General features: G+C 49.1%; 18 protein-coding genes. 5 read left to right on the top strand and 13 right to left on the bottom strand.

What is annotated here, in order from left to right; genetic code table 11:
• Positions 1-37: 37 nt before the first annotated feature.
• Complete coding sequence (locus C5O19_RS13555; protein ID WP_104713033.1) at positions 38-781, bottom strand: SDR family NAD(P)-dependent oxidoreductase; 744 nt, start codon at positions 779-781, stop codon at positions 38-40.
• 331 nt (positions 782-1,112) lie between these two features.
• Here C5O19_RS13555 and C5O19_RS13550 point away from each other — a divergent pair, with 331 nt between their 5' ends.
• Positions 1,113-2,279, top strand: a complete 1,167-nt coding sequence (locus C5O19_RS13550) for a hypothetical protein (RefSeq protein WP_104713031.1) — start codon at positions 1,113-1,115, stop codon at positions 2,277-2,279.
• A gap of 63 nt (positions 2,280-2,342) precedes the next feature.
• Here C5O19_RS13550 and C5O19_RS13545 read toward each other — a convergent pair whose 3' ends face one another.
• From C5O19_RS13545 to C5O19_RS13520, 6 genes are all read right to left on the bottom strand, one after another.
• On the bottom strand, positions 2,343-7,481 hold the full coding sequence (locus C5O19_RS13545) for a hypothetical protein (protein WP_104713029.1): 5,139 nt from the start codon (positions 7,479-7,481) through the stop codon (positions 2,343-2,345).
• 165 nt (positions 7,482-7,646) lie between these two features.
• Complete coding sequence (prmA, locus tag C5O19_RS13540; protein WP_104713026.1) at positions 7,647-8,486, bottom strand: 50S ribosomal protein L11 methyltransferase; 840 nt, start codon at positions 8,484-8,486, stop codon at positions 7,647-7,649.
• Positions 8,487-8,520: 34 nt separating this feature from the next.
• Positions 8,521-8,937, bottom strand: a complete 417-nt coding sequence (locus C5O19_RS13535; protein ID WP_104713024.1) for a DUF2141 domain-containing protein — start codon at positions 8,935-8,937, stop codon at positions 8,521-8,523.
• Between the two features lie 439 nt (positions 8,938-9,376).
• The gene (locus C5O19_RS13530; protein WP_104713022.1) at positions 9,377-10,366 is read right to left on the bottom strand and encodes a hypothetical protein; all 990 of its coding nucleotides are present in this window, start codon (positions 10,364-10,366) and stop codon (positions 9,377-9,379) included.
• Between the two features lie 179 nt (positions 10,367-10,545).
• Positions 10,546-11,460, bottom strand: coding sequence for an NAD-dependent epimerase/dehydratase family protein (locus C5O19_RS13525; RefSeq protein WP_104713020.1), 915 nt, complete (start codon positions 11,458-11,460; stop codon positions 10,546-10,548).
• A 42-nt stretch (positions 11,461-11,502) separates the two neighbouring features.
• On the bottom strand, positions 11,503-12,123 hold the full coding sequence (locus C5O19_RS13520) for a TetR/AcrR family transcriptional regulator (RefSeq protein ID WP_104713017.1): 621 nt from the start codon (positions 12,121-12,123) through the stop codon (positions 11,503-11,505).
• A 321-nt stretch (positions 12,124-12,444) separates the two neighbouring features.
• On the opposite strand from C5O19_RS13520, the gene C5O19_RS13515 reads away from it, so the two are divergent.
• The 3 genes from C5O19_RS13515 (at position 12,445) to C5O19_RS13505 (ending at position 14,737) form a co-directional block, all read left to right on the top strand.
• Positions 12,445-13,218, top strand: a complete 774-nt coding sequence (locus C5O19_RS13515; protein ID WP_104713015.1) for a phosphosulfolactate synthase — start codon at positions 12,445-12,447, stop codon at positions 13,216-13,218.
• Between the two features lie 34 nt (positions 13,219-13,252).
• Positions 13,253-13,909, top strand: coding sequence for a VTT domain-containing protein (locus C5O19_RS13510; protein ID WP_104713013.1), 657 nt, complete (start codon positions 13,253-13,255; stop codon positions 13,907-13,909).
• An 81-nt stretch (positions 13,910-13,990) separates the two neighbouring features.
• Complete coding sequence (locus tag C5O19_RS13505; protein ID WP_104713011.1) at positions 13,991-14,737, top strand: shikimate dehydrogenase family protein; 747 nt, start codon at positions 13,991-13,993, stop codon at positions 14,735-14,737.
• A gap of 1 nt (position 14,738) precedes the next feature.
• Here the strand turns inward: C5O19_RS13505 and ribD are convergent, their stop codons facing one another.
• From ribD to C5O19_RS13490, 3 genes are all read right to left on the bottom strand, one after another.
• Complete coding sequence (gene ribD, locus C5O19_RS13500) at positions 14,739-15,755, bottom strand: bifunctional diaminohydroxyphosphoribosylaminopyrimidine deaminase/5-amino-6-(5-phosphoribosylamino)uracil reductase RibD (protein ID WP_104713009.1); 1,017 nt, start codon at positions 15,753-15,755, stop codon at positions 14,739-14,741.
• Positions 15,756-15,863: 108 nt separating this feature from the next.
• The gene (locus C5O19_RS13495; RefSeq protein WP_104713007.1) at positions 15,864-16,349 is read right to left on the bottom strand and encodes a hypothetical protein; all 486 of its coding nucleotides are present in this window, start codon (positions 16,347-16,349) and stop codon (positions 15,864-15,866) included.
• A gap of 55 nt (positions 16,350-16,404) precedes the next feature.
• On the bottom strand, positions 16,405-16,962 hold the full coding sequence (locus C5O19_RS13490; protein WP_104713004.1) for a hypothetical protein: 558 nt from the start codon (positions 16,960-16,962) through the stop codon (positions 16,405-16,407).
• Between the two features lie 247 nt (positions 16,963-17,209).
• On the opposite strand from C5O19_RS13490, the gene mutS reads away from it, so the two are divergent.
• Entirely contained in the window at positions 17,210-19,849 is a 2,640-nt protein-coding gene (mutS, locus tag C5O19_RS13485; RefSeq protein ID WP_094813263.1) for a DNA mismatch repair protein MutS, read from the top strand.
• 90 nt (positions 19,850-19,939) lie between these two features.
• Here the strand turns inward: mutS and C5O19_RS13480 are convergent, their stop codons facing one another.
• The 3 genes from C5O19_RS13480 to odhB all read right to left on the bottom strand — a co-directional run bounded on the left by C5O19_RS13480 (position 19,940) and on the right by odhB (position 23,634).
• Positions 19,940-20,896, bottom strand: coding sequence for an MBL fold metallo-hydrolase (locus C5O19_RS13480; protein ID WP_094813261.1), 957 nt, complete (start codon positions 20,894-20,896; stop codon positions 19,940-19,942).
• A gap of 109 nt (positions 20,897-21,005) precedes the next feature.
• The gene (locus C5O19_RS13475) at positions 21,006-21,872 is read right to left on the bottom strand and encodes a glycerophosphodiester phosphodiesterase family protein (protein WP_104713002.1); all 867 of its coding nucleotides are present in this window, start codon (positions 21,870-21,872) and stop codon (positions 21,006-21,008) included.
• Between the two features lie 193 nt (positions 21,873-22,065).
• Complete coding sequence (odhB, locus tag C5O19_RS13470; RefSeq protein ID WP_104713000.1) at positions 22,066-23,634, bottom strand: 2-oxoglutarate dehydrogenase complex dihydrolipoyllysine-residue succinyltransferase; 1,569 nt, start codon at positions 23,632-23,634, stop codon at positions 22,066-22,068.
• Between the last annotated feature and the right edge of the window lie 36 nt (positions 23,635-23,670).

Below are 23,670 nucleotides of genomic sequence, written 5' to 3'. Positions count from 1 at the left end.
TCGCAAACCAATATGAAAAAAACGTATGCCTGTACAATCAGTAGGGGGAAGGACTGACGCTCGACCAGCCGCCATCCACTACCAGTGTTTGCCCCGTGATATGACCTGCTTCGGGCGAAGTCAGAAAGATTACGGCGGCCGCAATGTCGGCAACACGGGCGGGTTTACCCAGGGGTGTAATGCGAGACCAGGTCGGGATGTATTCGGGATCGTCGAGCGTGCGTTCGGTCAGGGTGGCTCCCGGAGCTACGCAGTTGATGGTAATCCCGTAGGGAGAAAGCTCGGCTACCAGCGATTTCGCTAGCATTTGTAGGGCCGCTTTGGTCATTCCGTAGGCCGCCAGATAAGCGTGGGCCTGCTGACCCGTAACGGAAGACATGAGCAGAATACGTCCGCCCTGCCCCTGAGCTCGCATCTGACGAGCCGCCTGCTGGGTCAGAAAAAAGTTGCCGCGAATGTTTAGATCCAATAATTTTTGAAGGGATTCGGGCTGATACTCAAAAAAATCGCCAAACGTAGTAATGCCCGCATTTGCGACCAGAATGTCTACTGAACCGAAAGATGCTACGGTTTTCGAGACCAGGTATTGAATGAAAGAAACATCCGAGGCATCGCCGGGAACGGCCAGACAATGGCCGCCTTCGGCCTGTATTTTTCCAGCGGCTTCTTCCGCCAGCGTTTCATCCACATCGTTGAGTACAACTGAGGCTCCCCGAAGGGCCAGCTGTCGACAGATTTCAAATCCAATTCCCTGGGCAGCTCCCGTAACAATAGCGTTCATCAAGTATAGCGAAAAGAGGCGGGGTAAAGATAGACATTGTTTAGCGTTCCAAAGGGCCAGCGAAGGGGATTGTTTTGTGCAAAAACGTTTCCGCAATGGCTCGACTTTACGACTGAGCAGGTATATAGCTGTCAAATGACCTTGAAAAATGCTCGCAGCCTACCGCAGATTTTTATAGAATCATACGATTTGGTCGTTTCGTGCAAAGCTTTGACTATCAATGGATAAAAAAACGTAAGGCTAGAAACCCAAACCAGTTTCTTTTTGTACTTTTCGACTCATTCTTCAAAATTGGCCCCTGTCCCTCAACCGATCTCTTAGGCGTATCGTCATGCATTTACCCACCCTCGATGAAGTAGAAACCATTGCCAGCGAAAACGATCCGGTACTTCGAAACTTGCAAATTACGCAGTGTTATCACGAGCTTTCCGCCGCTTTTCTGGAACGCACCGGTCCGTTGGCCAACTGGTGTACCTTTGCTACCTGGGCTTCCAGGCAGGCCGGACAAACCATCCGCAAAGAAGATTTGAAGCGTACCCTGGAAGCGGAATTGTCCGCTCGCTTACGCAATGACTCGACCTTAGTTCTGCTCACCTCTTTGCTGAAAGAGATGGGTACCCATATCAAAACCGAGGAGCTGGAACACCTACTCTGGAAAAAAATTATCACTCAAAGTATTGAACGATCCAGTGAGGCCGTAGCCCGCGGTAATCAGAAGGTTTTCGAGGAAATCGGGTACGAATTTGCTCGTTTTGAAGGAACCTGTTTGAACGACCTGATCTACAAGCCGGAATCTATTGAGACGTTCTGCCAGAAATTGCGAATCGGTCTTCCACCCGAAGGGCAGCAGTACTTGCAGCAGGCGTTTACGCATTATTACGAATCTTTTTTTGAAACCGATTTTCAGAAAAAGGCTGAACTGCAATTGCTGGCGAATCTGGAAATTGGTTTTCATGAGCAAACCCGTTTGCAGCCCGAAATTCAGGCCTCGCTCGAATCTGTATTGTTATTGGATACCGAAGGTGTAAAGCAACGTATCCAGGAAATTCTTTTTCCGGCGGGAAGCTTAACCAGTTATTTCCGCATGCTAGTTCAGAAAATGTTGGGCCGTAAAGCCGCAGTTGAACAAACCCTCGACGATGTAATGCAACGGGTGGTTGGAGAAATCCGCTTGCTGATTACCAGTCACCTGCTTACCCTGATGGTGCCGCCGAACGTACGTCTGCGGCTGGGTCAGGATTTAACCAGCCTTTTTCCTGAAAACCTGCGTAGCCTTTCCAACGAACGGTTACGAATTTTGTTAGCCCAGATCGATCCAACACTGGACAGTGTACGCGAAAGTGGGGCTCTCGACTGGGCTAATCTTCCCGAACGGCTGCACTTCATTGCCGATTTTTTTCGGTGTTATCAGGAATCCGTTGAATTGCTGGAGGCTCCTTTCACAGCCCTAGAGGTACAGACTTTGAAGCAGGGGCGTGTACCGCAGGGACGATTGTAATTCAACGTACGTCAATGAAAAAGGCCGGGAAGTCCCGGCCTTTTGTGTGAGCTACTGTATGGATTAAAACCCGGTTTTCTTTTCGGCGGGCTTTTTCACCGGAGCGGCTTCCTGCGTTTCGGAAAGCGACGTGATTTTTTTCGTCTTGGTCGAATCAGAAAGCGTCGTTTTCTTAGCCGGAGCCTGTACAAGTGCTTTTTTGTCTTTCACTTTTTTCAGGTCCGTACTATCGGTTGCCACCGAGTCGCCAGGCATAACGGCCGTTTCTTCGATAACTGCTTCCTGAGCTTTTTTCTTGGTTTTCTTCGAGGACTTCGCGGTTTCTTCCACTACTGGTTCTTCATCCCTAACTTCTTCCGCCGGGAAGGTTTCTTCCACTACCGGTTCCTGGGTCTTTTTCTTCGATTTCTTGGTAGGTTTCGTTTTAGTAGCCGCTACTTTTTCTTCCGCTTGCTCCGTAGCGGCCGTTTCCTCGGTACCTACCGTTTCTTCTTTCGCTGGTTCCGCTTCCGATTTCTGCTGAGCTACCACCGGACGGGGGCGGGGGGCACGGGGTTTGTTGGAAGAACCAGCCCGATACATCGTACTAAAGCGATCGACGAAGTTGTTTTTGTCTTCTTCGGAAACCAGGAGAATTTTATTGTCCTTACCCGTTTTGGCCTGAAGCTGAGCGTTAAAATCCTGATCGGAGCTGAACACTTCCGTCGTACCCTGAACCGAAGCAAAGTAGTACCAGACGTCAGGATTGAGTTCCAGATACAGGAACAGATCATCAATACCCGTTGGGTTTTTACGAATTTCTACGGCTCCATCGAACTGGGCATTGATATCCGTTGCACCTACGTTAGCCACGCCAATTCGCCCTACGCTATAGAAAGCCTGATTCTCGGGATTATACCGTAAGCTCAGGTTCGAAAGTACTGCCGTTGCAGCAAATTTGGGCGAAACCGTAGGTAAGGCGACGCTGGCTCCATTGGTCGATTTTTGGCTGAATTGCTCGGCCACTTTGCCACCGGCAATGTTCGCAATTTTCAATAAGAGGCGATCAAAGTCTCCTTCGGCAGCCTCTTCGCTAATTTTTTCATCCAGATTCGTCTTCACAATTTTATCCGCGGCAACCGCCATGACAGGAGCGGGAATACTGGTGTTGAAGACCAGCATTGTATTGAACAGATACTTGGCCGAATCGGGAACGAGTCGGGCGAATCCCGCCGCTTGTACTGTAGTGGCAGGCGAAAACAGCGTCATCGGTCCTTCAAACGTGATGACTTTCTTGGAGTCGTCCAGCACGTATTTTTTTCCTTCCAGCGTTTCATCGTTAGCCCGAGCATCGCTGGCAATGGTGAGCTGATTGGTTTTAGCATCGTCCCGCAGACTGCCGCTGGCCGTGAAAATATCCGTATCCTGAGCATTGTACTTGGGTGACAGGAAAGTCAGGTACAGCCCCTCGCCGCCGAAATGCAAGCCAGTATACAAAGGCGTTGTGCCGTCTTCGCCCTTCAGTCCATCCACGTGCAGACTCAAACTATCGCCATTGCTGCCTTCGAAGGGAATCCAGGCGGGTTCGGCAATTTTGCTTTTCAGGTTGGTTTGAATCGCTCCCTTGAACTTGAGTCCCGGATCCGCCGCTACCATCGTAATGTCACCTTTATACAACAAACGGGGCGTGAGCAAAAAGCGATTTTCTTCGCTGATCCCTGATTTGGCCACGGTACCATAACTCACATTGGAAACCGTTTCCGTCTTGTTACGCCGACTGGATTTCGATGCTACGGCGGAGGTACTGGTAGTCTCCCGGAACTCAAACGCATCCATTTTCAGATTTGTCGTATCACCTTTGGAGCGAACGTACTGATAGGTAGCATTTCCTTCGAATTTCTTGGCCGATAAAATCTGAATCGTTCCGTCGGACAGGTGGTGAAACTCATTGACCGTATCCGCAATGACGCGAGCCTTTTTGAGCGGTAAGATCTCCGCATCCTGTTTGATCGAAACCAAGCCGTTCGCCGGAATAATCTTGGCATCCGCTGACTTGATGTACGGTACACCTTTGATATTCAGCGTCATTTTGTCCATTTCGTACAAGGCTTCCGCTCCATTGAAGGCTAGCCCTTCCTGCGTCGGATTCATGGAAATAAACGTAGACGTCTTGACATTGCCCTTCATGGAAATCGTTTTCTTGGCAATGTCCCAGTCCGCCCGGTTGATCGTCGTCGTATAAGCCGCGTAAGGGAAATACAGACTCGAAGAATCCTCCAGCGTCGCGTTTTTAGGGGTTTGAATTACCGCATTCTGAGCCACCGTATTGAACGTAACGTCTACTGCACGCCCTAATAAAGCCGGTTTTTCAGCCGTACCCACCTGAATCTGAGCCCGTTCGGCGACGAACTGATCTTTCTTGAAAGAAAAGGATTCGGAGCTGATTTCGGAGTCTTTCCGTTTCATAATGCCCTCTCCGTACAGGCCGGTTGAGCGGACCAGCAAACTGCCCGTCAGGTGCGAGGTGCCGTTGTAAAAGTCGAGTGAACTTTCTTTGTCTTTGATAATCAGACTATCCTGCTTCGGCAACCATTTTACTTCGTAGGATTTCAGAGCTACTTCGGGGAAATAGGTCTTGCCTACCATACCTTCCTTAATCCGGCCCGAAGTACCGCCCGTACTGATGACAGAGTCCGGCGTCAGTACCAGATTTTTTGCTTCGAGAGAGGTAGTCAGTGTAGTTAGTACGCCGTCGGCCCGTAAGCCTTCGTTATCCATGGTTAGCGTACCCGTCACTTTCAGATTCCCCTTGCCTTCGTACAACTTCAGTCCAGCTTCGGGAACCTTGTGGGTAAAGCCCAGCGAGTTATCAGGCATGGTAACGAGCTTGGTCTGAATAGGAGGAAGCACGCCATCTGAGTAAAACGTCCCCGCAAATTCAATATCCTTACTGGTCAGACTGTCCTGATCAATTTTCGGGATCTTGAAGTATACCTTGCGGTTGTACGCACCCGCCAGCCGCGTGGTATCATCGAAGTAAATATTGACGCCATCCTGTACAACGAGTCGTGGTACACTGGGCTTCTTCCCGGATTTATTATTCGGTTTACCCAGGTATAATTTGCCCGAGCCGTACTTCAAATCCTGACCGATTTCCTTCGAGTTTTTCTTCCCCTTCATCTGTTGGGGAATGAAGGTTACCGTATCGAGTTTATCAAGATTGACGTAGAACTGCTCGTAATTGAAATTCAGGTCGCGGCCTTTGAAGCGGAAGTTATCAAGCTTCATTTCGCCGTTGAAAACAAATGAACGGTTTTTGCCCACCCGTACTACTTTATCCGAAGGGCGAATATAGATTTTGAGCGAATCGCTGACTTTAAACGGAGCTACACCGCGGATGGTCAGGTAGTTATCTTTAAAGTTGATGGAAGCATTGGCCAGACTATCCCGATCTGAACCGGCCTGGGTGGAAAGAATCGCCAAGTTGTCAAAATCCTTTTTCGCCAGAGCTACCTGTAAGTAATGCAGACCTTTGGAGCTGAGTTTTACCTGATCGGTATCGGGGTTGTAATCAATGAAGCCCTGTTCGATGGGTAGAATCAACGCGTCCCGCATGAGTTTACCCTCGCGGCGATAATGAGCCGCCAGTTCGTCCACCGTAATGGCCGATACGCCCTTCTGCTTGAGACAGTTCGCGAGTAGCGTCACCGGGTGAAAGCCCTGCGGACTGGTTAGGCGGTCATATTGCGTCGACTCATAATAATCCACGGACTCAAAACGGGCCGGTACAGCGGTTTGGCCGCCAATGATGTCAAACTCCAGGTGCTGACTCGGTAAACTCCACTTGGCCGCATCCGCCCGAATGGCAAAGCCATGGTAGCTGTCACTGAACGAAGCACTGCGATAGCCGCCGCGTTCGAGGCGAGCCAGCCGCAGATTTTTAGTCTGGGCGTTGTACGTAAGTCGCAGGGCTGGGTGGGTGAGGGAGTCGCCCGTGGGGAAGTAGCCGCTGAACTGAGCATTCGGACTATAAATCAGGGAATCACTTAGTTCAAAACCCTTGCTTTGGGCCCGAAAAGCAATTTTGTCATTCTGTTTAACGGTTAGCGTAGCTCGATGACCATTGGCAGCCGCTCCGTATACTTTTGTTCCAATCACAGCAAAACCACCCCGGTACTCGACGTCCTTGCCCAGATTTTTCAGTTCTACGTCTGCCTTAGCGGATTCAAACTGGGGCTGCGTAACTACAGCGTTCGGAGCACGTTTCCGGCTTTCAAATCGGAAGGTTCCGGGTACGGGCTCTTTCAGCCGTTCGCCGTAAGTTAGTACGGCTTCATCGGCTAAAATTCGCGGCGTCTTGAGCAGCATCTTGTACGACTTCAAATCCACGTTGGCCTGTTTCAAATCACCCATCGGCCAGGTGTACTTACCCGACTGTCCGTACAGCAAACCTTCCTTGATGCCCAGGGTCAGAGTCGCCTGATCTACCACAAAAGAATCCTGAGCTGTAACAATGGCTAATGATACGCCCTGTAAATCAAGCAGGGGGCCCGCCGCCAGTAACTTCGGTTGAGGCAGAGCCTTTATGGGTTCATTGGTCGCTGAAACGGGCGTATCCCAGCCCGAATCGTCCCAACCATTGCCCCAGCCGTCGTCGGTAGGTTCCGTAGATTTGGGTTCTTCATCCGCTGGTTTTGGGGTTGTTGCGGGTGAAGTCGTTTTATCAGTCCGTACATCCAGCGGTTGATCAATGAAGCGGAATTTAAAAGTACCTCCAGTGGTAGGAAGTTTATGGAAGTTCGTAGCGTACAACTGACGCGAAGTCAGAAACAGCCGGACAAAATTCAGATAATTCAGGTACGCCTTGCTGTCGCTGGACTTAAAGGTTTTTTCCGTTACACTCAAAAAATTACTGAGTTCTGCCCCGCCAAGTTGCTGTTGCGTAGTTCCATGAAGAGCTTGAAACCAGGGAAGCAGGTACGGCGGTTGCTTCATGTTTTTGGCAAACATGGCTCGGGTGATGGCGATGATCTGCGACTGCTGGGTTGCGTTGAATCCGGTCCAGGCCGTCGCGAAGTCGATACCTACCTGTTTCTGACCAAAAGCGGTCGTTACCGTTTGAACATCCTGCACAAACTGATCCGGCTGATCCGAAAATTTAACCTGCTGAGCGTACGATAATTGGAACGTCAGTAGGAGGGCAAAAAGTAGTAAAAACCTCATACAACAAATATTTAGTAGCGGGTTGGTAGAAGTATCGTTTAGGGAACAGAAAACGTTCCGGCATTTCGTTTTTCTTTAAACGCGAAACTGCCTGCTTTTCGCCAAAGTCGCAACAAAAAAAGCCTCAACTCTACGCTGAGGCTTCTGCTAGCAGGCGAATGGCCCTTACAGTTGGCGAGTGAAACGGGCCGCAGCCCAGCCATTTCTGGTTTTCAACGAAGTCAGCTGTAAACCTACGGATTGTGCGACGGCTTCGATTTCTGGCAAATCGTGTTCGTAAAAACCGCTGATGACCAGCGTTCCGACGGGCGTCATGTACTCGACATACGTCGGAATTTCACGAAGCAGAATGTTCCGGTTGATGTTAGCCAGTACTACGTCATATTGGGCAGCGGGCTCGTCCTCGATGGTTCCCTGGCGAACGTGCACGACGTCTTCCAGGTGATTTAGCTGAACGTTTTCAATGGCATTTTCCGTTGCCCAGTCTTCAATATCGAAGGCAGATACGTAGGTGGCTCCGCGGAGAGCAGCCATAATGGCTAAAATGCCCGTACCCGAGCCCACATCCAGTACCTGTTTGCCACTTTGGTCAATTTCCAGCTGATGAGCCAGCATCATCCAGGTCGTTTCGTGGTGACCTGTACCAAAGGACATTTTAGGATTAATTTCAATGATGTATTCGTAACTGGAAGCGTCCATGTCGTGGAAACTGGCCCGCACCAAGACGCGGCCCTCCACGTCGATGGGGGGGTAGTTACGTTCCCATTCCGCGTTCCAGTTTTCTTTCTCCAGGTATTTAATGCTATAATCGACGGTTCCAGTAATGGACTCGTATTGTTGCATGATGTGCTGCAACGCATCCCCATTGAAACCCGTTTCCGGGATGTACCCGAGCAAACAGGTGTCTTCTTCAACAAAAGATTCGAAACCAATTTCGGCCAGTTCCGCCACGAAGATGTCGTGTACCCCGGGCGAAACGCAGAGTTTTAGTTCGTAGTAGTTCATAATACGAAGGTACGGCAAAAGCTACGGAGAAGGCCTACAAAAGCTGAAGATACATGTGATTGTTCTTCTGCGAATACACAAACTTACACTGGTCGTACTTGGGAGATTTCACCCGCGGACGGTAATTATTGGAAAAGCAATACGGTTCTTTCGGAATGCCTACAATGTTGGTATTGAGCTTGCCATCGCCGTTTTCATCCTGAAAAACAGCTACTGCATATTCTCCGTAGGGGAGATCGTCAATGAACAGGGTAGGTGATGACCCGCCATTGGGTTCAAGTTTGTAGTTTTTGAAAGGCACCTTTGTGAAAGGGTCACTTTTACGAAATACGCCTACCACTAAGGGAGCTCGGGTGTTACGAACATTGGTGAAAGTAATGGCCAGGGGCTCCTGTTTGGCGGGAAATATAAAATTGAGTACTAAATGACTAATAATGAACAACGTTTTCATAAGCGAACGTAAAAAAGACTATCAACAATTGACTAAAAAAATTGGGCAGTTGCAAAGCCACTGCCCAATAACGTTCAACCTTCAACCTTTGTCTGTTTTGGATTGAATTGGGATCACTCCCAGATCCAACCAGACATTCAGACGTCGTTAAACGCCCGAACAATACAAAAATAGATAAATTTTGTTAAATACTATTTTTTAGTAGATATCAGTGAACATTATATTTTATTATGATAGGTATAAACTATTCGGAATAAAGTATACGTAATTATGATTAATGTATCAATGTAATTTTATGATTAGCATTGTAATGATTGCTAAAATTCTGTAAGTATTATCCTTGACGACTTTTCCTGATTTATAGAAAATTTGAATAAATAAGGACTTTCGCCAGAGCGGAGTCTGCCTACGAAAGTCCTTAAACTGTCGGCAAGAATTACTATTTTTTAGGCATAGCCGAATTTTTATCCAGCTGGGAAAGTGTCATTTCCACTTCTTGCAACTTATTAAGTGCTCCTACTAATTTTTGACGTTTCTGATTGAGTTCAGTCCGACGAGCTGCTGATGGAGACGCTTTTAGCTCCTGATCGACAGCTTCAAGATGCTTATTAACCTGACTCATCAAATCTTTCGATGAGGTCATTCCGCTTGTACCACTGGTTGGATTAGCCATGGCTTTCTCCACATTCGTTGACGTAGCCGTCATTGATTCAGTAGCGTTCACGCCGTTCCGTTGACCCGGCGTAGTCATGGCCTGCGTCCGTTGTGCCGTATCAGCGGATGGCGGAGCTACCATGTTTTCGGGATTGTTTGGCAATTCTTTGCCGGAAGTATTTCCTGAACGAGAAGACTTACTCAGGTAACTGTTCACGGTCGGCGAAGATTCTTTCGATACCCCCGTCTCGCGACTCATATCGGGGCGTACGCCCGCTGTGTTGGTAGTAGTTGAGTTTGAATTCGTATTGTTTGAATTGGTAGTTGTATTTCCCCGCATGAGTGAGTTGTTGGAACCGTTACTCATCGTTGAACTAGTAGCTGGATTTCCAGTGCCGGAAGTAACCGTTGGGTCCGTTGCTGAGGGATTTGCCGCATTGCTCATCGCTCCGGGATTTACCACGGATTGATTCGAGATATTCGTCTGATTGTTATTGGTAGCCGAGTTATCTCGATTGGTCCGGTCGCGGTTATCTGAGCGAGCGTAGGAGTTATTAGGAACCATACCGCCCTGTTCGACCATACCCGTATTGTTGGTAGCAGGTGTATTAGAACCCGGTACGGTACTTGAATTACTGGCGTCGTTCATTCGAACGCTAGCCGTTGAGAGAGAATCCGTGCGGCTGTCGCCGGAAGGAGTTGAACGTGTACTTTGACAGGAACTTATACCGATGACGGCCAGGGCCGCTGAGAGTACGATGATGTTCTTTTTCATGGCTTTAACGTTGGTTGTAACTTCTGTTTAACTCTAGTGAAGAAAAGAACATTCCAAAGAAAAGATTGGGGAGTATTGAGGAACGATTTGAGGAACTTTGAGTAGGGATTGCAAAAGTAAAGCGACTGGAAACCAATCGCTTGAGTAATCGTTTGTATGGATATTAGCTCAAAATTTGCTTAAGCCCGAGTGGATATACGTATACCTTCCTGATAAGAGGTCGGTTGAAAATCGAAGTGTTTTTCAAACTTACTGCTGTCAAACAGGTACTCGTGCTCATATTGATACAGCATTTCAACGCTCTCTTTCAAGTCGGGCACGAAGAGACCGCCCAGTTGAACCATCCATTTAGGAAGCGTAGTAAATTTGGAAGAAACGCCGAGTTCCTGAGCACAAGCCGCAATGAATTCAGCTCCGGTAAGAGCGGGTGCCGCCGTCGGCAAATGCCAGATTTGACCAAAGGCTTCAGGGGTATTGCCCAGCAAAGCCATCGCGTGACCCGCATCGGGTGTAAAAATGAAGGAATGCTTTACTTCGCTATTCACCAGCCACTGAGCTTTCTTCCCTTTTTTAAGATTCTGAATAACGGTAATGTCAATCACGCTGGTTTTGACATTGGGACCGTAAAAGTCTGGAGCCCGGGCAATCAGAATCTCGACGTTGCCCGCCTGATTTTCCCCCTGTAGCTGCCGGGCAATCTTGGCCCGAACTTCCCCTTTTTTACTGACGGGATTTAGGGGCGTATCTTCAGTCATGGGTCCCTGTACGTATCCCAGTGCATAAATATTATCTAAAAAGACCAGTCGAGCCTGATGGTTACGACAAGCCTGAAGTACGTTTTGGATGACGATGGGCCATTGTTCCTGCCAGAGTTTGGTTCGATAGGATAGGCCCGCCGTCAGATAAACAATGGATGAGCCAGCAACTGCCGCATCAACCTCAGCGGCATTAAGTAGATTGGCCGGAACAAGCATATCCGTGGGATTGACCCGCTGGGGTGTTCGGCTTACCAGACGAATTTCGTCGGTGTAGGTACGCAGGTGTTGGGCGAGTGGAATGGACACAGCTCCGCCAGAACCAAGAATCGTTTGCATGGCTTGAAGGGAAAAACGGTTGAGGAACAATTAAAAAATACCTTAGACTTTCAATGAGGTGATCAACAGGTCAAGGGATTGGTTAATCAGATACTGGGTATTCAAACTTTCCGGAAATAACTTCAATCGATTTCGAATATGTAAGGACGCCAACCCATGTACAAACGACCAGACCGACAAAGCTGTCACATACAAGTCGTTAGTTCGAATCAGCCCTTGCTCCATATTTTCCTGAATAATCACGCAAAGTGTACGGAAGGACTCATGTCCGCAATCCCAGGTACTTCCTTGCGGAGCCTTTTCCAGAGCATTCATGGGAGAGTAAGAAATAAACATCAAGTCATACATCTCTGGGTTGTCAATCGCAAACTGTACATATTGATAGCCTAATTGCCGGAACCGCTCCAATGGATCAACGATTTCCTGTAAGCTCCGAAAGGATTCAATCAAAGCGTCGAAACCTAGTTCATGAATCGCAAATAATAATTGATCTTTATCCTTATAGTATAGATAAATGGTGGCAGGACTGTATTCAATCCGGTCCGCAATGGTACGAATGGACGTCTTCTCGTACCCTTCTTCAATAAACACCTGCTTGGCCGTTCGCAGAATCAATTCCCGCATTTCCTGCTTCTCCCGCTCTTTCCGTTCCTGTATACCCATGTAAACTTATTTTGATGTAAACTTAATGAACACTGTTTAGTATATGAAACATGTTTGGATACATTTTTTAATTCATTGATTAGTTTTCCTACTAACGATCTGATTAATAATAAATTAGGAATTTTAGTAGAAAACAAAATCTTTGATCTTGAAGACAATCAGCCGGGAAACGGAAAATAATTCTAAACTTTGAGCAGTCCGAAGGGTTTCCTTCTCGGACCCCCGGAAATCCCCCTTTTTCCAGAGATTTATTCCGGATTCCTTGTCTAACGGTTGGACTAGGCTACTTTTGCACTTTCTCGTGAAAGCAATCATTGCCGTATGAATTACCATTTAAATCAAATTCCCGAGCGTACCGAGAAGCCCCGGCAGTCTGGATTAACCATGGCTATGGACAAAGGGCTAAGTATCAGACAAGCAGAAGACTTTCTGGATATTGCTGCCGATCATGTAGACATTGTAAAGCTGGGCTGGGCGACGTCTTTCGTAACGCCTAAGCTGAAAGAAAAATTGAAAGTTTACAAGGAAGCTGGCATCCCGGTTTACTTCGGCGGTACTCTTTTTGAAGCGTTCGTTATTCGGGGTCAGTTTGATGATTACCGACGCGTAATCGACGAATTTGGCTTGACGCACGCGGAAGTCTCTGACGGCTCGATTGATATGCCTCAAGATGAGAAACTACAGTACATCAGTACCTTATCAAAACAGGTAACCGTACTTTCAGAAGTAGGATCGAAGGATGAGGCGAAGATTATTCCGCCGTATAAGTGGATTCAACTCATGAACGCCGAACTGGCGGCTGGTGCCTGGAAAGTGATCGGCGAAGCCCGCGAAGGCGGTAACGTTGGTTTATTCCGCTCTTCGGGAGAGGTTCGTCAAGGCCTAGTGGAAGAAATTCTCACGCAGGTTCCCGCCGAACACATCATCTGGGAAGCTCCCCAGAAGGCTCAACAGGTGTGGTTTGTACAACTTTTGGGTGCCAATGTGAACCTCGGAAACATTGCTCCAAATGAGGTTATTTCGGTGGAAACCATTCGCTTAGGCCTCCGGGGGGATACCTTCTCGCATTTTCTGAATATGGAAAAAGACTGTTAACTTCCCACCCAAATTCTATCTGTCTCTTCTTTTTATGGAAATTATTAAAGGATTGTTGGATTTCCTCATGCACCTGGATCGTTATCTGGACGTGTGGGTAAATGAGTACGGATTGCTGACCTACGGCATTCTTTTTCTAATCGTTTTCGTGGAAACCGGCTTCATTGTCATGCCTCTGTTGCCCGGCGATTCGCTATTGTTTGCTGCCGGAGCACTGGCGGCCCGCGATACCAATGAGCTTTCGGTAGGGATAATTATTCCCTTGTTGATTGTCGCGGCTTTGATGGGCGACAACCTCAATTACTTTGTTGGCAAGTACTTCTCCAATTTCATTCGATCGAGAGAACGGATTCTGTTTTTCAAACGGGAATACCTGTACAAAACCGAAGAATACTACGCCAAATACGGCGGACAAACGGTGATTATCGCCCGTTTCGTACCGATCGTTCGGACGATTGCTCCCTTCGTTGCTGGAGCCGGTAGTATGACTTACGGACGGTACATTTTCTTCTGCGTAGCGGGAGCCGTACTTTGGGTAACGAGTATTTCGCTACTGGGCTACTTCTTTGGTAACCTGGAATTTGTGAAGAAAAATTTCGAGATTGTTGTTTTTGGAATCATCGGTCTTTCAGTATTACCTATCATTTGGGGAATCTTGAAAGAGAAATTTATGACGAAGAAAACGGTATAAAACCTTTTCAAATCAAAGCGTAAAGAATCAGTAGAGGTGTCAAAGCCGTTACGATTCTTTACGCTTTTTTACTGATAACCTATGAACCTCTACGCCTTGATCGGCTTTCCGCTCGGACATTCCTTCTCCAAACGGTATTTCACTGAGAAATTTCAACGGGAAGGCTTAGCCGAAACACACGTTTACGAACTATTCGAATTACCCGAAGCAAACGAATTACCGGCTTTAGTAGCTCAGTGGCCGGAACTAAAAGGGCTGAACGTAACCATTCCGCACAAAAAAGCCGTACTGCCCTTCCTGACCGAACTAGACTCGCTGGCCGAGCGAATCGGTGCTGTCAACGTCATTAAAGTACAATCCGATGGTACGCTGAAAGGTTATAACTCCGACTACTGGGGTTTTCGCTGGTCGCTAGAACGCTGGGAGCCTTTTCAACAATTACAACCGAAAAAAGCCCTGATTCTGGGGGATGGGGGAGCCACCAAAGCCGTTCGTATCGCTCTGGAAGATCTGGGCATTACGTACAAAACGGTATCACGGAAAGAGTCCGATTCGTTTCTGAATTACTCGGATTTAAACGCGGATGTACTGGCCGAATATTCGCTCATCATTAACGCCACGCCGCTGGGCACGTACCCTAACGTCGACGCCTGTCCGGACCTGCCGTACGCGTCACTGACCGAACAGAACCTCCTGTACGATCTGGTCTATAATCCGGAAGAAACGCTCTTTATGAAACGTGGAGCTGAACACGGAGCTGCCACGCACAACGGATACCGCATGCTGGAATTACAGGCTGAGAAGTCCTGGGAAATCTGGAATGAATAACTTACAGCGGTGCCCAGATACTGAGCTCGTCTGTGAGCAGACGATCTTTCTGGAGCAGGGTGCCGCAGAAATCCGGGGCGGCCAGACCGGAACCGAGACGAACCGAACTGCGGAAAATTCGAATTTCATCCCACAGATTCTGTTCGATGAAGGATTGCAGCAGCGTAGGGCCGCCCTCGATGACCACACTTTGAATGGACCGCTGCCGTAAGTCCTGGATCAGAGTGGGCAAATCCCAGGAATCTGTTACCACCCACTGCGTACGTTCCGTCTGACGAGTTTCGCTTTGATTATACACCAGCGTTACCTGCGAATCATCCAGAAAATGAAACGTATCCGGTAGGTTCAGGGCCCGATCCAGACCAATCCGAACGGGATTGCGGCCCGGCCAGAGGCGGGCGTTCAATTGCGGATTATCGGCCTGAAGGGTACGCGTTCCGACCAGAAAAGCGTCTTCTTCCGTTCGCCATTTATGCAGTAATCGCCGCGAAACGGCATTGGAAATCTGTAGCGGCTGGCCTTCGCGTCCGGCCAGATAGCCGTCCGCCGTTTCAGCCCATTTCAGAATTAAAAAGGGGCGATTTTCTTCAAAATACGTAAGGAAACGGCGGTTGATGCGACGACCCTCAGCGGCTAAAACCCCCGTTTCGACTTCGATACCCGCTTCCCGTAATTTCCGGATACCCCGACCCGCCACCAGCGGATTTGGATCATCATTACAAATCACTACCCGTCGCACGCCTTCACTGACAAGGCGGTCAGCACAGGGCGGCGTTTTGCCGTAGTGTGAACAAGGTTCGAGCGTTACGTACACGGTCGCTTGCGGGAGCAAGTCCCGTTCGGTAACGTCATTCAGAGCATTGACTTCCGCGTGAGCCTGTCCATACTGACGGTGCCAGCCTTCGCCGATAATGCGGTTTTCGTGCACAATCACGCAGCCTACCATCGGGTTCGGTGCCACGGTACCCTGACCTAACTGGGCCAGTTCCAGAGCCCGTTGCATGAAAAGTTCATCCATCAATGCGTGTCTTTGACTAGTCAAAAAGCGAATATACGATCATACGCAAAAGACGCTGATCAAACGAGTTCGTTTCACCAGCGTCTTTTCTAAATACTGACTTGTTTCTTATTTCAGTAGAGCTTCGGCTTGCGTTTTCGCGGCCTTCAGTTCTATTTGAATCTGCTCGATACTTTTCTTGATTTCTTTCTGAATTTCGACGTGCTGCTCGGGCGTTACATCGGGAGCTTTTTTGTGCTCATGGTGGTGGTGCTCGCCTTCGCCGTGGCCTTCGTGTTCATGCTCGTGCTTATGTTCCATGCCCGGAACCGTCACCAAGTTTTCTTCCCAGGCTTTGAAGTCCGTTTTCACTTTATCCAGAGCAGCTACAGCCGAAGCAAATGCTGCCGTGTCTTTCGCGGCGATCTGTTTATTGGCCAGAGCGGATTGTAAGCTATCCAATGATTCTACTTCGGGCTCAATACTTTCCATGATTTCATGAGCTTCGTTATGAATGGCCGCCGCTTCTTTCAGCTGGGGATTTTCCTTTTCCTGACAGGAAAATAACAGTAAACCGACGAAGAGAGCCGACAGAGGGAGAAAACGTTTGATCATAGCAGGGATTAATTAGCTTCGCAATGTTAGGACAAAAGCAGGAGAAAACCATTCGTTACTGATAGCTGACTTCCGTCAGTTCTAGACCCTGATTACGAAGGTCCTGAAGCAACTGGTCTTTATTGATTTTTCGAAAATCGTAGCGTACGGAAACTATCCCTGCCTGTACGGACTTCAACTGCAAAACACCATCCACATTTTCCAGGCTTTTTTCCAGCATTTGTGGCGTTGTATCGTCCGACAAGGCCAGTGTTACTTTACGAGCATTAAATACCCGCTGTACCTGAGCCGTAGCCATTTTCTGATCATTGGACATCAGCCATTCGTGCGGAATGCTCCAGGCCACTACCGAGAACACTAATAAGAACCAGAAAATCGCCCGTTCGTAACGTAAACGCGGACTAGGCTGATGCTGTACGTATAAATGATAAAAAGACCAACTCATTAAGAGTACCTGAAAACCAACTAAGTACCAGCGGTAATCCAATACCCAACTCAGTACCGACGAAGAACCGCTCAGGCCCAGTACTGCTGCCAGCAAAGGCAACAGGCAGCAAAGCCAGTGAGCAATCACCGTGAGTACGGAAGTGGATGCATATACGATCGATTTCATAGCTTTCTGCAACTTGGTTGCAAAATTACAATTTTCTCGGCGAACAAGTTCCGATTTATCCTAAAAAAATCAGACGACCCTTTAAGGTGTGACCTGATTCACAGGGAGGATTATTTCAGCAGGTCTGCCCGTTGGCCTTGTCAAGCGACCTCTTCCGGCCGTATCTTTGTCTTCTATCCATTGTTTATTTGGTCAGGAAAAAGGCTCGTTTACGGAGCTTTTCACTGACCCAACGACTGAAGTGACTATGGCTCGTCCATCCAAGGAAGGTGCAGGGAAGCAGGAGAAGGAAACCCCTCTGAATCGGCAGTATAATCAAATCAAAACGCAATACCCGGGAGCTATTCTCTTGTTCCGGGTGGGCGATTTTTACGAAACGTTTGGGGAAGATGCCGTAAGGGCCAGTAAGATTCTGGGAATTACGCTCACCAAACGAAACAACGGTACCTCGGGCGAAACGCCCCTGGCCGGTTTTCCCCATCACTCACTGGATAATTACCTGCCCAAGCTGGTACGGGCGGGCGAACGCGTCGCCATCTGCGACCAGCTTGAAGATCCGGCTACGGCCAAAGGCATCGTACGGCGGGGCGTTACGGAGCTGGTGACACCGGGTGTTTCTTTTAACGACAACGTACTCGACGTTCGGCGGAACAATTACCTGGCAGCCGTGCATTTTCAAAAAGACGTAATCGGCATTTCCTTTCTGGACGTTTCGACGGGTGAATTTCTGACTACGCAGGGCAATGCGGCTTATGTCGAAAAATTACTGCAAAGTTTTAGTCCGGCGGAAATACTCTTTTGTAAGAAAAATCGCTCGGAGTTTCAGGGCTTTTTCGGAGAGCAATTCAATACGTATCAACTGGAAGACTGGGCTTTTACGCACGATTTTGCGTATCCCTTACTGACGGCTCATTTTAATACTACGACGCTCAAAGGCTTTGGGGTGGAAAACCTCACCGAGGGGATCGTTGCAGCGGGGGTTATTTTGCACTACCTAGCCGAAACTGAGCACCGCGATGTCGGGCATATTACCCGATTGACACGTCTGGAAGAAGATAAGTACGTCTGGCTGGATCGTTTCACGATTCGCAACCTGGAACTGGTAACGGCTCAGCAGGAGAACGGTGTACCGCTTATTCAGATTCTCGATCAGACGCTGACGCCAATGGGAGCCCGCATGCTGCGGAAGTGGCTGGTACTACCGCTGAAGGAACTAAAACCCATTCATGAGCGACTCAATACGGTCGATCTACTGTTGCAGGATACCGAACTGGCTGAAACGCTGGATACGCACCTTCGGCAAATCGGCGATCTGGAGCGTTTGATTTCCAAAGTAGCCGTTCGCCGGATCAATCCCCGGGAAATGCTGGCTCTTAAACGGGCCTTGTCGCACGTCGGACCGATTCGGAATTTTCTGCTGCAGCACAGTGCCACCCAGCCCTTACTGCGGAAGTACGCCGAACAACTAAATACCTGCGAATCGTTGCTCGAAAAGATTGAAACGGAATTACGCGAAGATCCGCCGCTGGTGACCAACCTGGGTAACATGATCAAATCGGGCGTGGATAACGAGTTGGATCAGTTGCATCAGATTGCCTATGCAGGAAAGGATTTTCTGGTGAATATTCAGAACCGGGAGATCACGAATACGGGCATCACCTCGCTGAAAATCGCGTATAATAAAGTGTTTGGGTATTATCTGGAAGTGACGAATGCTCACAAGAATCGCGTACCTGCCGAGTGGATTCGTAAGCAAACGCTCGTCAATGCGGAACGCTATATTACGCCTGAACTGAAAGAATACGAGGATCAGATTTTGAATGCCGAGGATAAAATCTTCGTCATTGAACAACGCATCTTCAACGAACTGATCCAAACAGCCAGTGAGTACGTAAGTCCCATTCAGCAAAATGCCCGAGTACTGGCGGTGCTGGATGCTTTACTAAGTTTCGCGAAAATTGCTCAAAAGAATAAGTACGCCAAACCGGAAGTAAACGAGGGCAAAGCGATTCGGATTACAGCGGGTCGACACCCGGTGATCGAACAGCAGTTACCCATGGGCGAAAGCTACGTACCGAACGATTTAACGCTGGACGACGAAGAGCAGCAAATCATCATGATTACGGGTCCCAACATGGCGGGGAAATCGGCTTTACTACGACAAACGGCCCTGATCGTGCTGATGGCTCAAATCGGTAGTTTCGTTCCGGCCACTGCCGCCGATATTGGATTGGTCGATAAGGTCTTCACGCGGGTAGGGGCTTCCGATAATTTGAGCCGCGGGGAGAGCACATTCATGGTGGAAATGACCGAAACGGCGAGTATTCTCAATAACCTCAGCGACCGTAGTCTGGTCCTGATGGATGAGATTGGACGGGGTACAAGTACCTACGACGGCGTAAGTATTGCCTGGGGAATTACCGAGTATCTGCATAGCCTGCCGAATGCACGCCCGAAAACGCTTTTCGCTACGCACTACCACGAACTCAACCAATTGGCGGAGGATTTCCCCCGAATCAAAAACTTCAACGTTTCCGTGAAGGAATCGGGGAACAAGGTGATTTTCCTGCGGAAGCTGAAACCCGGTGGGTCAGAGCATAGTTTTGGTATCCACGTAGCCCAGATGGCAGGTATGCCGGGAGCCGTAGTTAATCGGGCGAACGAAATTCTGGCTCACCTTGAACAGGATCACATCAAGGAAAACCATACCGAACGCATGCGGGAAGTACCCAAAGCCACGCCAGCCTTTCAGATGAGTTTATTCGGGGCAGAAAAAGATCCGCGTTTTGAAAAAGTGGAAGAGCTGCTGTCGCGGATCGACGTCAACACGCTGACGCCGATTGAAGCCCTGTTGAAGCTAAATGAGATCAAGCGATTGATGGAATAAAGTCTGGAAACGAAGTTCGAGATTCGTTTTCTCAGGAAATCAAAAAGCCCGACGAAGAACATTCGTCGGGCTTTTTGATGTTAGATCAAGCTATTTTCGTAAGCGATTCCAGGCCAATAAGCTTAGGCCCGCTACCGCCCCGATGGCCAGACCTTTGGCTACCCAGTACGAGATCGGTGTTGGCATAGACACAATACCATTTTCATCCGTATGAGCCGGGTGATTGATATAGCGACTGGAGCCAGGTAGAGCTCGGGTATCAAATTCGTCGGAAAGCTCCTGTAACTGCGACCGCCACTCTTTACCCCGCAGGGCTTTGCCGTGACCCGTACCTACGGCACTGGGTTTAAGCTGAGCTAGTCGGCGGACGGACTTCTTCGCTGCCCGCCAATCGCAGGTAAAGTAGCTCGGTGGTCCGTGTAGTTCCAGCTTCTGGGTAGCTACGGAGAATACTGAATTCTGATTGGTGGTTACAAAAGCATCTCCGGCAATCAGAACTTTATCTTTATCCCGGAATAACGATACGTGTCCGGGAGCGTGACCGGGCGTATGGATGAACCGCCAGTCAGGCAGTTCCTCGATAAAACCATCGTGCGGGATAGGCTGCACCCGACCTGAAATGTCGAGCGGACGCGTTGGAAATAAAAACGAGAGGGCTGCCATCGCACCATTACCCGCCGTTGGATCTGGTGGTGGGTAATGTGATTTTCCCGTCAGGAATGGCATTTCCAGCGGATGAGCATACACCGGGATATTTCCCCAAGTTTTTAACAAGTCTTCCAGTGCTCCGGTATGATCGAAGTGACCGTGGGTAAGCACAATAGCCTGCGGCGGATTGTCTTTACCAAAACGCGTTTCCGCCTCTTTGATGAGACGACTGGCTGAGTTTGGAATCGCGGCATCGACCAGTACCCAGGGGTTGCCTTCCCCCGGTTTGCCAATCATGTACACGTTGACAAACACTACCTTAATACCCGCTACGTCATCGGCTACATCGTATTCCGATCCGTGCGTTTGGGTTTTTTCTTCCAGCAGTTCCTTTTCCATAGGTTGGTTTTTTAGGGCAGCTATCCTGAAAAAGCCATACCAATGAAATAGCCCTAAATAAAATAGCCCGCACGCGGCGGGCTATTTTGAGAAGCTGATTTTCAGTCTACTATTTCTTTTGTAAAGCCTTCGCCATTTCCAGGGGACGGTCGGTGGACATAATATCCGCTCCGTTTTTGGCAAAATTGACGTATACCTGATCGCCTTTGGCCTGGGCCATTTTATCGAGGTTACCCAGCGTTCCTAAAATGCAGGAAATACCTTTTTTGTGCAGAAAAGCGTAATGCTCGGCAGACGGCTCTCGGGTTCCCACGAAGGCTACCATCCGATTGTCAGGAATCCCCAGATCGTGGTGACGATTGTATTCGGCTTCGTTCCGGATGGTTACGGAAATCATCAGACTGGGATCTAATCTGTAGACTTTTGCGGCATCCTGGGCATTATACGTAATGACGACGCAGTTGTCTTCCGTATGGGTGCGGTGAATCAGGTCTACCACTTTTTCAAAAGGTACCGTGCGTTTCACGTCCAGCGTATAAATCACTTTGCCTTTCCCCCAGTTCAATACCTGCTCCAGCGTAGGCATCCGGAATTTGGTCGTAGTACCGGCGTTATCTTTCAGATGTAGACTTTGGGTATAGGCGTACGAAACTGCGTTAAGTTTTCCTTTTCCGGTCGTCGTACGATCCAGTGCGTCGTCGTGCAGCATCACGAGTACGCTGTCCTGCGTCAATCCAATGTCACATTCGATAATCATGGCTGCCTGTTTCGCCAGATACGCAAACGATTCAAGGCAGTTTTCGGGGTAACCCGCGTAGTCGCCACCGCCCCGGTGAGCACTGATGAGCGTAGGTTTGCCGGCTTCGGGTTTCAGGTACTCGGAAAGCCCCTGTTTGGGTACGCGAAGGTACGTTTTAGGAGTACAGCCCAGCAAAAAAGCCAGGCAAAAGGCCAGCAGGCCAAAACGGGTAAGCATGGGAAGGGTTTTGAGTTTAGGGTTTACGGTTTTGAGTTAGGATTTGGTCGTAGAAAACCAGGTGTCTATAGACTACTTCAGGTAATACAGTTACTGTAGAGATAACTATAAACCCCAAACGCTAAACCCAAAACTGAAATCCCCGCCTCAGGTAAGCTGAAAGCGGGGATTGAGTACTAAGTAGCATAGCGTCCTAAACGTCGAGTAACAGACGAGCGGGATCTTCCAGCAGTTGTTTCACGCGTACTAGGAAGCTTACGGATTCTTTACCGTCGATGATGCGGTGATCGTAGCTCAGGGCGATGTACATCATCGGACGAATTACGATTTCTTTGTTCACCACTACCGGACGCTCAATGATGTTGTGCATCCCGAGAATCGCTACCTGCGGAGCGTTGATGATCGGCGTAGACATCATGGAACCGAATACACCACCGTTGGTGATCGTAAACGTACCGCCTGACATATCTTCGATCGTCAGCTTATTGTCACGGGCTTTTACCGCCAGCTCAATAATGCCTTTTTCGATACCAGCGAAGCTAAGTTGATCCGCGTTACGCAGAATCGGAACCACCAGACCACGCTCGGTTGATACGGCTACGGAAATATCCACGTAGTCATGGTAAACGATTTCATCGCCATCGATGGAAGCGTTTACGGCCTGGAATTCTTTCAGGGCTACGCAAACGGCTTTCGCAAAGAAGGACATGAAGCCCAAACCAACGCCGTGTTTTTCTTTGAATTTGTCCTTGAACTTCGAACGCAGTTCCATGATCGGCTGCATGTCCACTTCGTTGAACGTAGTCAGCATGGCTGTTTCGTTCTTCACGGCTACCAGTCGGCGAGCGATGGTTTTCCGCAGCGAAGTCATGCGTTGACGACGTTCCGCCCGTCCACTCGTAGTGGCAGGGGCCGCCGCAGGCTGGGGAGCCGGAGCGGCCTTGGGAGCTTCGGCTTTCGCCGCAGGAGCCGGGGCTGAAGTAGCTTTCAGAGCATCCGCTTTGGTGATTTTTCCACCTTCGCCGGAACCCTGAATGTCTTTCGGATTGATGCCTTTGTCCGCCAGAATAGCCGCCGCTACGGGCGTTACGCCACTGGCTTTATCCGCTACCGGGGCCGAAGAGCCACCTGAAGCCGGAGCTGCTGCTGGAGCCGAAGGAGCCGCCGCGGGAGCACCTGCACCTACTGTAATGGTAGCTACCACTGCACCGATTTCAAGCGTAGAGCCGGGTTCGGCGATAATGTGCAGCGTACCAGCCGCTTCCGCGGGCAGTTCGAACGTAGCTTTATCAGATTCCAGTTCACAGAGGATTTCGTCCATTTTCACGAAATCGCCTTCTTTTTTATTCCAGTTGGCAATGGTAGCCTCGGTAACCGATTCGCCCATTACCGGAATTTTCACTTCAATGGTTTTGGTCTCTTCCGCCTTTGCTTCAGGGGCAGGAGCCGGAGCGGCTTCGGGAGCCTGACCGTTGCTGGGGGTCGCCGCCGGAGCTTCTTCTTGAGGAGCTTCGGGAGCTGCACCGTCCGTTGAGATCGAGCAGATGGGTGCTCCGATGGCGAGCGTATCACCTTCTTTCGCCAGGATACGCAGCACACCCGCCGCTTCAGCGGGTAGCTCGAAAGTAGCCTTGTCAGACTCTAACTCGCATAATACCTCATCCATCTTTACCGTATCGCCATCTTTTTTATTCCAGGTGGCGATGGTAACCTCGGTGACGGATTCCCCCACGACGGGGACTTTCATTTCGATGATTGCCATGATTGGGTACTTCCCAGGAGGGAGGATTCGTTCGGT

This window comes from Siphonobacter curvatus (assembly GCF_002943425.1).
GTDB lineage: Bacteria > Bacteroidota > Bacteroidia > Cytophagales > Spirosomataceae > Siphonobacter > Siphonobacter curvatus.
The sequence above is the reverse complement of the archived record's forward strand: the minus strand, read 5'-3'. Positions and strand labels throughout refer to the sequence as shown.